A 13,804-nucleotide genomic window follows, 5' to 3' on the forward strand; every position below is an offset into this window, starting at 1 on the left:
TAATAAACGTTCCTGTAAGCTTTTAGTGATGGTTTATTCATAGGCCGGTAGATTGATATGAGAGATGAGTGTAAAAAATCTTATAAAAATACAGTATTAAAACTGGCCGTCACCGAAGCAACGGCCAGCTGAATTTTTTATTCTTTTACTACTTTCATAACACCTGTCATCAGACGCCAGTGGCCTGGGAATGTGCAAACGTAAGGATAATCACCAACCTCTTTTGGTACCACGAATTTCAAACGATAGGTTTGTTCCGGGTTCACCAATGGCGTCGCTGCAATAATTTGAGGGATATTTGGTACATAATTTTTCTCAGCACCATCTTTTGCTGTAATCATTTTATCAGCTGCTGCACCAATAATGGCTGTTGTTTTAGGTTTTCCAACAACAATATTATGCTGCATCGCATCCGGATTTTCGAAGATGATTTCAACTGTTTTTCCTGCTACTGCTGTAAACTCGGTAACACTGAATTTCATCTCCTCGCGAATTGCCTTGATGCGAACGATCTGAACATTTGGATCAGAAGCAACTTCATCCTTGATACCATAAGACTCCATAAGCGTTGTAAACTTCGTGCTTAAATCATCTTGGATATTTCCTTTTACAGAGGCAAGTAAGGTGCGGTTGGCATCAGAAAGTGTTTCTTTACGCTTTGGATTCCATGCGCCAAGAACTCCTTTCAAAACCGCATTTCTTCCCTGCGGATCAAGCGATTCTGCCGTTTTGATCATATCAAGCACTTCGTCGCCCGAAGCATAAGAAGTATAACCACGTGCAGCTCTTTCCAACGCAAAGTCAGACAAACGGTCCAGACGTTTCACTTCGAAACTTTTGCTCATGGTGTTATTTTTGTTCTCATCTTTTTCAGGAACCACGTTGTCAACATCAACAGTTGCCGTTACGCTCACTTTTCCTGACTCATCTGATGTAAATCCGAAACCGGCTTTCCATGGGCCGTTGTTCCCTTCTGTTAGTTTAATGGTTTCGCCGGGTGCAATACCTGCGTTTAACTGACGACTAACATAATTGGTATTCAAAGAACGGCTTCTGATACCCACATTCACAACCGGAACCAGCTCTTTTGGTACTGCAACGCTTCCCTGGTTTGTAATTTCAATCACAACACGCGCATATTCACGAACATAAGGCGTCGCAGGTTCGATGGTAATATTCGTAATGGCAAGCTCAGCCGAGCCTTGAACAGTCACCTTATTTGCTTCATGATTGTCGTGATTCATTTTTGAATGATCCATCACTGCTTTCTTAGAATCCGTTCCGGCTGACTTTTGAGATCCCGATTTGCTTACGCGCTGAGCCAAATATTTCTGGCGCAGTTTGCCGTCATGTGCGTTCAAAATCGCTGCAAAAGCATCTGGCATCCAACGGTCGTCAGCTTGCGCGTAACTGTCAAGAAGTCCAAGAACAGCCGTTTCAATTTCCGGTGTCAGAGGAATTTCACAGAAAGCTAAAAGTGTATTTAACACAACCAAGGGCTCTTTGTCATGTAAAGCATCAGCAGAAAGCAAAGTCTGGGCCGAAGCAGCGGTACGAGGCAAAACCTGAACGGCAGTTTTGCGAACCGCATTACTTGGATGTTTAAGCGCAGCATTTACGGCGGTCAGAACTTGTGGATCTTCCATCGAATTCAATCCGTGAAGTGTCCACAAGGCATGAATGGCAGCAGTATTTAAACCAACTTCATCAACAGATTTATCGTTTACCAAAGTTATAAGCTGAGGGACCACATCTTTCTGTCCACGTTCTACCAACAATCTTTGTGCATGGCGTCTCCATAACATATTGGTGTTTTTCAACGTAGCTACCAGTTCTTCCGGACGGCTTTTGCTCAACGTGACAGGCTTATATGCCGGTGCTTTTTTATAGGCCACACGGTAAAGACGACCATGTGTAAAGTCTCTCAAAGGCGTTTCATAAGCATTTCCTGCACCGTTTTCAGATCCTTTCGGTGTTGGGTTATGTTGGATAATGTAGCTATACCAGTCAGCAATCCAAACGGCACCATCCGGGCCTACCTCTGCAAAAACAGGGGCAACCCATTCGTCAGCACCAGCAAGTAAGTTGAAGCCAAGTTTATCTTCGTAATCCGTTCCGTTTTTGTCCATAAAATTCTGGTGAAGAATATGTCCCGTTGGTTCAGATACAAATGCTACGTTATTCCAATATTTTTTTGGATAGGCACGGGCAGTGTAGAAATTATGTCCGGCAGCGGCAGTAAAACCTCCAAAAACGTCAACCTGGCGAACTTTCGGCGTGATCGGCTGCATGTCTTTGTGCGTATCTGTACTGCGGCTTCCGTTGTCAACTTTGCTTGCTCCAAAATAACGGTTTGGGATTGCGCTATACCATCCGTGGGAGTTATTTGCCGTAGAACCGAACAAATCGCCCGCTTCGTTAAAGCCTAATCCCCAGGTATTATTTGAAGTTTTTGCGACAATCTCCATATCTGTACCATCAGGTTTGAAACGGAAAAGTGCTTGTCCAAAATCCAGGTTATCACTTTTTCCAACTTTACCTTTAAAACCAGAATATCCTACTGATCCGTAAACCCAGTTGTCGAAACCATAATGCAGGTTAGAAGGTCCGGCGTGTGTATCACCCGTTCCAAATCCGCTGAAAAGAATTTTCTTAACATCCGCTTTATCATCTCCGTCAGTATCCTGCAAGAACAACATATGAGGAGCCTGTGATACAATCAGACCGCCGTTTGCGAAAACCAATCCCGTCGGTATACTCAGATCATCCGAAAATTTCGTGAATTTATCAGCTTTGCCATCCTTATCCGTATCCTCGCAAATCAGGATATAATCGCTTCCGCCCGTATCTTTTCTTTCATTTGGATAATCCTTTGTGATCAGTACAAATAATCTTCCGCGCTCATCCCAAGTCATCGCGATCGGGTGCATCACGTCAGGTTCATGCGCGAAAATATCCAATGTGAAATCAACCGGAATCTGGATATGTTTCACCGATTCTTCCGGAGAAAGTGGCAATTGCTGCATCTGAGCACCCGGACGCTGTTCGTAGTTCGGAAGTTTTGCTTCTCTGTATTCGAAAGGTTTTGGAGCCAAGGCTGCAAATGATTTTTTAGCATCATCATTCACTGCCCAAAGAATTCCTTTTTCAATCAGATCATGAAAACCAGGAACTGCCCAGGTACGTTCGTCGTGGCCATATGCTGTGTAGAAAACGCGTCCTTTTCCATGCGTACGAACCCATGTGTAAGGCTCTTTTTCAACACCAGGTTTATCTTTCTCCTGATCTTTTTGAATAATGCGCTCGGTAAGGATCACATTGTCAGGTTGTAATAATTTGTGTAAATAAGTTTCGTCAACCGTTTTGAAAGACTTTACACCAGCAAGTGCCGGATGTTCAGGCTTTGTCCAGACAGGCTGAATGGTATCCCAGGTATGTCTCCAGAACTGACCTCCGATTAATTTTACAACTTCCGGATTGTTACGGAAGCAATAGGATGCGCAGTGAACCGGAATAAATCCTTTGCCGCTGGCAACATAATCCAATAATGCTTTGGCCTGTTGCGGAGCAATTGAGTCCCAGTTTGCATAAAGCATTAATGCATCGTACTTGTTCAATGTTTCCGGATTCAGGTCATTCAAATCGTCAGTGTAAGTGAAGTTAATTCCCTTAGGCCCCAGTGCCGCCATGATTTGAGGCGCACGTTCAGAGGATTTGTGATGTCCGATCGTATCTCCCAGGAAAAGCACCTCAATCCTGCGACCCTTTGCGGCCTCAGTTTTACTCACAGCATTTTGTGAGGATTGCTGGACGGCACATCCCAGAAGAATAATGCCAATTATAAAAGATAAAGCTTTGGTTTTCATTTAGTTATTAAGGATTTATTTGTAAGTCTGGTAATATTATGGTGCATCGCAAATTACTTTGGTGCTCAGCACCATAATATCTGAATACCCTTTAACTCTTTCAGGCATTTTTAAAATCAGGCAACTGAATCAAAGCACCGCCCTGCAAAGCCGATTCATGCGCCAGGATACCAACACTTGTCCAGTTTGCAGATTGCCATGCATTTGGGAACGGGTCACGATCTTCGATTAGCGCCGCAATAAATTCGTTAGCCAAATGCGGGTGTGATCCACCATGACCGCCTCCTTGTACAAACGAAAGGTGTGAATTATCATCAGCATCATAAACTCCGTGTCCCGTAAACTGCTGAATTTCTTCGGGTAGCAAATGCGCGTAATCCGGCGTTTTTACATGCTCAGCAATCTCATGTTCCGGTTTTTTAGCAGTATGGATCACGGGGTCTTCCCCTTCGATCAACGGCCATTCGAAAGATTTTTTGCTTCCGTAAACTTCAAAACTTTCGCGGTATTGACGAGCTACATCAAATAGCGACCGGTATACATAAGCCGACAAGTCGCTATCCTTGAATTTAATATGTGCAGATTCCACAGCAAATGGCGAGTTATGGATTTTTGCCAAATCTTCACTGATCGTCCCTGAACCAAAACAGGATACATATTCAGCTTCCAATTTTAACAATCCGGCTACCGGACCTACACAATGCGTCGCGTAATGCATCGGAGGCAAACCTGGCCAGTAGTCAGGCCATCCTTCCATATCCTGCTGATGACTGGCTTTCAGGAATTGTATTTTACCCAGTTCTCCTTTTTCATATAATTCTTTCACAAACAGGAATTCACGAGCATAAACCACCGTTTCCATCATCATGTATTTCTTGCCGGTTTCTTTACAAACCTTAACAATTTCCATACAATCTTCAACGCTGGTTGCCATTGGAACTGTACAGGCAACGTGTTTTCCTGCACGAAGTGCCTTTAAAGTTTGCTCTGCATGATTTGGAATAGGCGAGTTAATATGAACTGCGTCTACTTTTGGGTCATTCAAAAGGTCTTCATAACTTGTGTAACGAACATCAATACCATACTGGTCGCCCACTGCGTTTAATTTTGACTCTGTACGCTGACAAATTGCATACATATTAGCGTTTGGGTGACGCTGATAAATAGGAATAAATTCAGCTCCGAAACCGAGACCAACAATAGCAATGTTAATTTTTTGTGACATATAATAGTAAAGGATTAAAGATTCGGATAAAGTAATTAGGATATAATTCAGAGCACTAATACGGTATTTTCGATGTAACCTCTGATAACGAATTGTATTTTGCCCCACTCTTTTATTAACAATACAATTTTACAGCAAAATAATGCTAAAAACTTTACGTCTTTTGATTAGTACTAACTGTATTTTGACTTGTTTTTAAATCTGCGCTGTCTTTTGAGCAAAATAAAGCTATACCAAAAAAAATACTTACAAAGTTTTTAAATTAAATATTACGAAAAATAAACGATGATCAGACCAGCAAAACCTGAGGATGCAGAAGCAGTAGCCCCGTTAATGATTCTTGCGCTGGGGCACATCGCAGGGATCTTTGCCAAGTCAGAAAACCACGAGGATGCCATTCCGTTTGTAGAAATTTTTTTCAGGCATGATAAAAACCAATATAGTTACGAGAATACTTTGGTGTATGAAAATGAATTTGGGATCGTAGGTGCTGTCACTGGTTATGATGGGAAATTGCTTCACGAATTACGGCAGCCCATCCTGGACGAATTGCATAAATCCGATCCTGACTTTTATCCGGGCGATGAGACCGAAGCGGGCGAATATTACCTCGATTGTGTAAATGTTGATACTTCTCAACAGGGGAAAGGTCTAGGGAAAAAATTAATTGCAGCATTTTGCGACCATGCTGAGAAACTTGGTTTTCAACGAGTCGGGCTTATCGTGGATATAGAAAATCCTTCGGCGAAAAAGTTGTATGAGAAGCTCGGTTTTTGGGACGTTGGAAAGAAGGATTTTATGGGACATCAGTATTTTCATATGGTTAAGGAGTTGTAATAGCCCACATTAATGGCTGCTAAATAGTTTTAGTAACTTTTGAAAAAACAGTACCTTGCGCTTTCCTAACCTTTAAAAAGAAATAAATGAAAACGCGTCTTATTTCATTGGACGTCCTGCGTGGGCTGACCATTATGCTCATGACGATCGTTAACAATCCAGGCGATTGGGGACACGTTTATTCTCCGTTGCTTCATGCAGAATGGCACGGTTGCACACCGACGGATCTCGTATTTCCTACTTTCCTTTTTATTGTTGGTGTGTCTGTTGTTTTAGCAACTCCAAACAAAAATCTGAATGCCAGTTCGATACAAAAAATAATTACAAGAACGTTAAGGATTTTCTGTCTGGGTTTATTTCTAAGTTTTTTCTCAAAAATTCAGGCATTTGGACTTGAAGGTCTGCTGTTACTTGGTATTCGATTGGTAATAACTGCAATTGTCGTGCTGGCACTTTTCAGTGATTATGACCGAAAACTTCAATTTTATGCAGCGTCAGGAATGTTTGCAGTTATGATGATCCTTGCTTTCGGTGGCTTTGCTGACTATGAAAACGTGAGGATTCCAGGTGTTCTGCAAAGAATCGCTGTTGTTTATTTGATCGTTTCTTTTTTATATCTTAAAACAAACTGGAAAACACAGGCTTTCCTTGGTATTGCTGTTTTGTTGGTCTATTGGGGTTTAATGACATTAATTCCAGTACCAGGAGTTGGTGAGCCGAACTTTGAAAAAGGAACAAATCTTGCCGCCTGGCTTGATAATTACTTGCTTCCGGGCCACCTTTGGGCAACTTCAAAAACCTGGGACCCAGAAGGAATTTTGAGCACCCTCCCAGCTATCGGGACAGGAATTGCCGGACTTTTAGTCGGAACGTTACTAACCAGCCATCTTTCAAAAGATAAAAAGGCGCTTTATCTGTTAACCGGATCGATTCTCGCGATCGTTATAGGTTTGTTATGGAACGTCGTGTTTCCTATCAACAAGGCACTTTGGACAAGTTCCTATGTCTTGTACGCCGCCGGAATCGCGTCTGTTTGTCTGGTGATTTTGTATTATGTTATTGACGTATTAGGCATTTCTGGCTGGACGAAATTCTTCGTAATATTTGGAGTAAATCCTATGGTCGTATTTTTCTTTTCCGGGATAATTCCCCGGGTTTTGAGCAGCATAACGATTAATTACCCAAACGATCCTACCCATATTCCCATTGGTTTACAAGCTTATTTTTATCAGTTTATTCTCTCTCCGATTTTTCAGGATCCGGCAGATGCGTCATTTGCATATGCACTAGCCTATCTGACATTGTGGTTTGTCATATTGTATATTCTCTACCGGAAGAAACTCGTATTCAAGGTCTAGATATTCTGCAAAATTAATGTCTCCACTTACCAAATTTACCTTCCTGATAGTCAGCATATGCTTCCTGGATTTCTAACCTTGTATTCATTACAAAGGGTCCCTGAGCAACGACAGGTTCATTATTCGGTGAGGCATGACCAATTAATAACAAACTTTTTTCAGTAGCTTCGATATGAATTGTTCCGGCTTTCTCATCGAATTCAACCAGCGTGAGCTTATCAATTTCATCTCCGTTGACATTCAGCTTTCCGTTGATGATATAAAATAAAACCGTTCTGTTTTCAGGGATCGGGATCTCAAATTTTCCTCCTGCTTCAAAAGCGATTGTCGCCAAATGAATGTCAGCAAGTGATTCGATGGCACCTTTTTGACCTTCCCAAATTCCTGATACAGCATCGATAACGACTTTTCCTCCATCCGGATTTACATGCGGGATCTGATCTTTTTGCAGTCCGATATAGGCAGGGTCGACGTTTTTTAGTCTGGCCGGCAGGTTTACCCAAAGTTGGAGAATTTCAACATTTCCTCCGTTTTTGAGAAATTCTTTTGAAGAATTTTCAGAGTGGATAATTCCTTTCCCGGCAGTCATCCATTGGATTCCGCCAGCTCCAATTTTGCTATTATATCCTGTGCTGTCTGTGTGAACGATATCTCCATCAATAATAAAAGTGACCGTTTCAAAACCCTTATGGGGATGCGGACCGAAAGGCAATCCCCGATTATTGGCTGGATAAACCTGTGGCCCGTGATGATTCAAAAAAAGAAATGGTTCGAGCGCATCGATGGCAACTTCCTGCGAAGGCATGACGCGATAGGTATCCAGGCCACTCATATCAGTATATGCCGCCTTATATTTTGCAATGATCTGTTTCATGAAGTATTCTTCTCGTTTTTATTTAATAATGCAATTTGGGGAAGAATAGTTTTAGAATGGAGGTGTTGGAGAATTTCTGATGGCGAGTGAGTTTCTTATCCGTCCGATGGTGGGAAATTTAGAAACCTAATTTGGGAGCTTGATTTTATTTACCCGTCCGAGGGCGGAAGATCTGGCAATTATAGTTTGGATCGTATTTTTTATTTACCCGTCCGACGGCGGAAAAGCCGTCGGACGGGCAGCCGGTCGGTCGGCTTTTTCGCCGTCCGACCGGTAAAAAACAGCAATTACTAAAAAGTAACCGGCCTAATTATTTGCGGATTTTCAATGTTGGATTTGATAAACGACAAACCGTCTCGCATTAATTGTTCTTCCGATTCAAACATTTTCCGCCAGATATTGGCAACAGGTAATTTAGGGCTAAACGCTTCAATACTGATCCAGCCATCATATTTAAGATCACGGATCGCACCAAAAATTCCTTCCCAATCTACGTTCCCTTTGCCAGGAGTCGACCGGTCATTTTCAGAAAGCTGAATAAAAGAAATCCGGTCGCCCATTTTTCGCATGGTATCGCCTATATTTTTCTCTTCAATATTAGCGTGAAACGTATCAAACATGATCTTGCAATTTGGGTGATTTACATCATCGACAAAACGGATCAGTTCATCACCGCAGCTGGTAAGATATAATTCAAATCGGTTTAAATATTCGAGTCCCAGCGTAATATCAAGTTCGCCGGCATAATCCGCCAGTTCTCTGATGCTGTCAACCGCCCATTTCCATTCATCTGCCGTCGCAGGCTGACCGGTAAAAACGCCCAATGCAGAATGGTATGGGCCCATCAATTTGGTTGCTCCCAGAACAAGCGAGCAATCCAATGCACGTTTCAAATGTTCCAGAGTTCCTTTCCGCATAGCAGGATCCTGGCTGATTAAGTGGTTGTCTGGACCACAAATCGTATCGGTTTCGCAGGATAACCCTATGTCGTCCAACTTTTTGCGAAATTTAAACCAGTGATCAGGATTGGTATTAAATATCGGCACCTCAATTCCGTCAAATCCTATTTCTTTAATCAACTCGAGGGTAGGGAAGAGTTTATCGTCAATTTGATTTCCCCATAGAAGGAGATTCATGCTATACTTCATGCAGATTGTTTTTTTTAATACAATTTTACAACAACAAAATACTAAATACTTTTCCTCATTTGATTAGAACTAGCTGTATTTTGACTTTTGTTTTAAATATGTTCATTATTTTTGGCAAAATTCAGATAAGTCAATAATTCCTATGAAAGCGCCGATTCACAAAAACGTTGAAAGTCAGGTAAGGTCAGTAACGGTTCATGAACTCAGGGAACATCATTTTGACCCGAACTGGCATTTTCATCCTCACTATCAGCTTTTTACAGTTTTGGAAGGAACGGGAAAGAGACTGATAGGAGATTCCATCCAGACGTTTGAACCAGGTGATACCGTTTTTTTAGGGCCTGATATTCCACATTTATGGAGAAGCGATCCGGCTTATTTTGGAGGCAGCTCAGAGCTTTTCACACATGGTGTGGTTCTTTATTTTCAGGAAGATTTTTTAGGAAAAGATTTTTTCGAAAAATCGGAAATGCTTCATTTAAAGCAACTACTAATTGATTCTAAGCGGGGGATAGAGTATAGAGGCCCCATTCGGGATCACATTCGCGAGGAGCTTCTAGAATTGAGAAATGCAGAAGGTTTCCAGGGTATTTTAAGGCTGCTCACACTGCTTGATAAACTTGCTCATGGCATGGCGGGAAGTCCGATAGCCAGTTACGGATACGTCAATACCTACAAAGTTTCAGAAACTGAAAGAATGCAAAAAGTGCATAACTATGTGCTTCAGCATTTCGCCCAGGAAATCAGGCTGGGAGATGTCGCGTCGCTTGCAGGTATGAGTGAAGCTGCGTTTTGTCGTTATTTCAAAGCACGTTCCAACAAAACTTTTATTGATTTTGTAAATGAAATCAGGGTTGGGCATGCTTGTAAACTGCTTTTGGAGGATCAATGGACAATCGCGCAAATCGCCTACGATAGCGGTTTTGATTCTTTGTCAAATTTTAACCGGAACTTCAAACGTTACATCGGCCACACGCCAAGAGAATACAAAGCCAATTATTGAAACTTAGCCCTGAAAGTGCGTTATATCTTAGCCTCGGGTAACGCCCTTGGGAAATTCACGGGTAAACGCCCGTTGGGAATTAGCAACTCGCACGGAATATGCGATGATTGATATGAATAAAAACGTACATTGCCAAATTAATAGGGCGTTGCCCTATTCTAAAATATAACGCCCTTTCAGGGCTATTAGTCGTTGGTTTTGTAGCCGGGACCTTTTACAAATTTCCCGGGTTTTGCACCGGTGTGTTCGCCATTTTTTAAAACAGATACGCCGTTCACAAAAACATCAGAAATACCGGTGGCAAATTGCTGAGGTTTGTCGTAAGTAGCCAGGTCTTTCACTTTTTTGAGATCAAAAACTACCACATCAGCGTAATTACCAACTTTAAGTTCTCCACGTTTTTTGAGTTTTAAGTTTGTTGCAGGTAGTTTGGCCAGCTTGTAAATCGCCTTCTCCAATGGCAACAATTTTTCATCCCTTGAATAATGCCCGATCACACGAATGAAATTTCCATAGGCCCGTGGATGTGGCTGCGATTTTAGAAAAACCCCTTCCGGCGAAAAACTACCTTCATCTGATCCAAAGCTTACCCAGGGTAACGCCACCTGTTTTTTTACATTTTCCTCATTCATTAAAAAATATGCAGCGCCAATTCTGGTGCTGTCATGAACGATAAGATCCAAGGCAGTTTCTTCAGGAGATTTACCTCTTATTTTGGCGACTTCTGCCAAAGTTTTTCCCGTATACTTTTTTAGAGAATCTTGCTTGAAGCCAAGCAACAATACTTTTTCAGCTGATCCGGCGCCGTAATAAAGGTTTTCCCAGTCTGAGGGATTTGTTTTCATCGCTATCGCCATTTTAGCTCTGATTGCCGGATCCTGCAGACGGAGCCATAATTTTCCAAAACCGCCATCCTGCAAAGAAGGAGGAAGCGAAGCGGTAAGTCCTGTGGCACCGGCCAGGTATGTGTACATGTCAGCAGTTATGCGCAAACCTTCTGCTCGCGCTTTTTCAATACGTTTAATGACAGCATCCATTTTCTTCCAATTATCTTTTCCAGCTGCTTTAAGGTGATATATTTCGGCAGGGATGTTGGCTTCTTTTGAGATTGTAATCAATTCTTCAACAGCTTCTTCCAGCTTATTCCCCTCGCTGCGTAAATGCGAAATGTACATACCGCCGTGTTTCGATGCTTCCTTGCACAGCGCGATCAGTTCTTGTGTATTTGCGAAAAAATCGGGAGGATAAATTAATGACGAACCCACACCCATCGCGCCTTCTTCCATGGCTGTTTTTACCAGTAATCTCATACTATCCAATTCGGCCGGCGTGGCTTTGCGGTTATCTTCGCCCACAACATAAGTTCTTACTGTACCGGCTCCGATAAATGACGCGACATTACAGCTTATACCTTTCTTTTCGAGAAAATTCAAATATTCTCCAAGTGTATTCCAATCGATTTTATACTTAACATCGCCCTGGCCCTTTTGCAGGTCAGATTTCATTTTCGGGTTTAATGGGCCCATGCTGCTACCTTCTCCCATCACTTCCAGAGTTACACCCTGACGAATATCACTTTGGCTTCGTCCATCATGAATCAAAGATTCTGTTGCCCAGCTCAGTATGTTTATAAAACCAGGTGCAATAGCTTGTCCTTTTGCATCAATTTCATTTTTAGCCTTTTCATTTTTCAGGTCACCAATGAAGGCGATGGTATCGGCATTAATGGCAATATCAGCCATGACAGGTTTTTCCCCATTTCCATCATAGATCGTACCATTCCGAATGATTGTATCATACTTATTTTTTGAAGAACAAGAAAAAAGGCAGGCGCAGAGAAGAAGTGAGGGCAGCAAATGTTTCATGAAGCTAAGATTTCGGGGTTAGGTCAGTTTTTATCCAATTTAGGCCAAATAACTTACCAGAAATCAATCAAACAAAAAAGATTCGATACAAACAAAAAAAATCCCCCCAAACTTCAATTTCGGAGGGATTTTTTTGTTTAGATTTTCTTAACCTTTCACCTTGGTCGTTCCATAAGGTCCGCGTTGCGGTCTTGACAAAGTTGCACTGGCTTCTTTATCACCAATATAATCTTCTTTTTTAGGATCCCATTTAAGTTTTCGGCCAAGCTTCATTGCAGTATGCGCCAGAAGACAAGCGGTGCAGGAGCGCTGCGCGATTTCTGCATGACTTATCGTTTGTTTGCCACTCTGTATACTTTCAATCCAATTCTGGTGTTGTTCCGGACTTTCGTATAAGTGAATTTCATCCTGCCCGATCACCGATCCGAGAATTTTCGGATCACTTGCATAAAATGCTTTATTCTCTTTCGCAGCTGCTGCGGCGCCAGGATCGGAAGCAGTTACGCCGACGTTTCCACGTGAGACAAATATCCAGCCTTCGGTTCCTTCAAATTTTACGCCGTTTGGATTTGTTCCGCCAATTTCCATTTCAACGCCGTTTGCATATTTTGAATTGACTAAAAAGTCGCCGTGGACATCCCATAATCCTGATCCTTGTGCAGGAAACGTTGCTTTTCCTTCAATTTCAATTGGCCCGGTTAATTCGGTATCCATTCCCCAATGGGCTATGTCAATATGGTGAGAACCCCAGCCTGTGATCATTCCTGCACCAAATTGTTCCAAGCGTAACCATCCCGGACGCTGATTCAGCATATCAGTCTGAGAATGTACCCGGTCCAAAGTATAATAAATGTCAGGTGTTGAACCCAGCCACATATCATAATTTAAATTAGAAGGAACGGGCATTTTATCAGGGTTTCCTCCGGCAGGATCACCAGGAAGTCCGACGTATACTTTTTTCAGTTTACCAATCCTGCCATTCCGCACCAGTTCACAAGTTCTTTTAAATTGCGGCCAGGGATTCATGGATCGTTGCTGGCTGCCAAGCTGGAAAATGACTTTTTTCTTGATCACCATATCAGCCATTTGTCTTCCTTCACGGATAGTAAGGGAAGTTGGCTTTTGCATGTAGATATGTTTTCCGGCTACGGCTGCTTCCATGGCTGGCTGCGCATGCCAGTGATCCGGCGTACTGATGATTACGGCATCAATATCTTTTCTCGCCAGAATTTCATGATAATCGTCGTAGGTTTTTACGTCCAGATATTTTTCCTTTCCGGTACGTTCAGCATATTTTTTTTCAATCCAGATTTTACCCTGTGCCAAACGGTTTTTGTCCAGATCTGACACTGCGATCACATGCGCTGCTTCATTTTTTATAATTTCCGGTAAATCGTGAGAGGAGCCAATCCGGCCAAATCCGATCTGTCCAATATTAATTTTATTACTTGGCGCGTTTTTCCCGAAAACACTGGCGGGAACGATGGTTGGGAACATGGACGCGGCGATTATACCTGCGGTACCGGTTCCAGCAGTTTTTAGAAATGATCTTCTGCTTTGATTATTTTCTTCTGAGTTATGCATAGGATTCAGGATTGTTGGGTGATGGAGATGGTAAGCCCCATAGG

The 13,804-nt window shown here is 42.3% G+C and carries 9 protein-coding genes; 3 read left to right on the forward strand and 6 right to left on the reverse strand.

Translation table 11 applies throughout. The annotated features are described in order from the left end of the window. Positions 1–137: 137 nt before the first annotated feature. The gene (locus L0657_RS16135; protein ID WP_235151814.1) at positions 138–3,866 is read right to left on the reverse strand and encodes a PVC-type heme-binding CxxCH protein; all 3,729 of its coding nucleotides are present in this window, start codon (positions 3,864–3,866) and stop codon (positions 138–140) included. A 100-nt stretch (positions 3,867–3,966) separates the two neighbouring features. Beyond that, a complete protein-coding gene (locus tag L0657_RS16140) occupies positions 3,967–5,091 on the reverse strand; it encodes a Gfo/Idh/MocA family protein (RefSeq protein ID WP_090341048.1) in 1,125 nt (374 codons plus the stop codon). Between the two features lie 285 nt (positions 5,092–5,376). Between L0657_RS16140 and L0657_RS16145 the strand changes: the two genes are divergently transcribed. Continuing rightward, positions 5,377–5,928, forward strand: a complete 552-nt coding sequence (locus L0657_RS16145; protein WP_235151815.1) for a GNAT family N-acetyltransferase — start codon at positions 5,377–5,379, stop codon at positions 5,926–5,928. An 86-nt stretch (positions 5,929–6,014) separates the two neighbouring features. Beyond that, a complete protein-coding gene (locus L0657_RS16150) occupies positions 6,015–7,286 on the forward strand; it encodes an acyltransferase family protein (protein ID WP_235151816.1) in 1,272 nt (423 codons plus the stop codon). A gap of 13 nt (positions 7,287–7,299) precedes the next feature. Here the strand turns inward: L0657_RS16150 and L0657_RS16155 are convergent, their stop codons facing one another. Next, on the reverse strand, positions 7,300–8,160 hold the full coding sequence (locus tag L0657_RS16155; protein WP_235151817.1) for a pirin family protein: 861 nt from the start codon (positions 8,158–8,160) through the stop codon (positions 7,300–7,302). Between the two features lie 290 nt (positions 8,161–8,450). After that, positions 8,451–9,296 carry a sugar phosphate isomerase/epimerase gene (locus L0657_RS16160; protein WP_235151818.1) on the reverse strand — a complete coding sequence of 282 codons (846 nt, stop codon included), beginning with the start codon at positions 9,294–9,296 and terminating at the stop codon, positions 8,451–8,453. 154 nt (positions 9,297–9,450) lie between these two features. Between L0657_RS16160 and L0657_RS16165 the strand changes: the two genes are divergently transcribed. Continuing rightward, a complete protein-coding gene (locus L0657_RS16165) occupies positions 9,451–10,311 on the forward strand; it encodes an AraC family transcriptional regulator (RefSeq protein ID WP_235151819.1) in 861 nt (286 codons plus the stop codon). A gap of 185 nt (positions 10,312–10,496) precedes the next feature. Here L0657_RS16165 and L0657_RS16170 read toward each other — a convergent pair whose 3' ends face one another. Both L0657_RS16170 and L0657_RS16175 read right to left on the reverse strand, forming a co-directional pair. Then, positions 10,497–12,176, reverse strand: coding sequence for an amidohydrolase family protein (locus L0657_RS16170; protein ID WP_235151820.1), 1,680 nt, complete (start codon positions 12,174–12,176; stop codon positions 10,497–10,499). Positions 12,177–12,323: 147 nt separating this feature from the next. Then, positions 12,324–13,760: a Gfo/Idh/MocA family protein gene (locus tag L0657_RS16175; protein WP_235151821.1), complete on the reverse strand. Its 1,437-nt coding sequence runs from the start codon at positions 13,758–13,760 to the stop codon at positions 12,324–12,326. Positions 13,761–13,804: the final 44 nt, after the last annotated feature.

This window comes from Dyadobacter sp. CY345, from assembly GCF_021502725.1.
In the GTDB taxonomy this organism is placed as follows: domain Bacteria; phylum Bacteroidota; class Bacteroidia; order Cytophagales; family Spirosomataceae; genus Dyadobacter.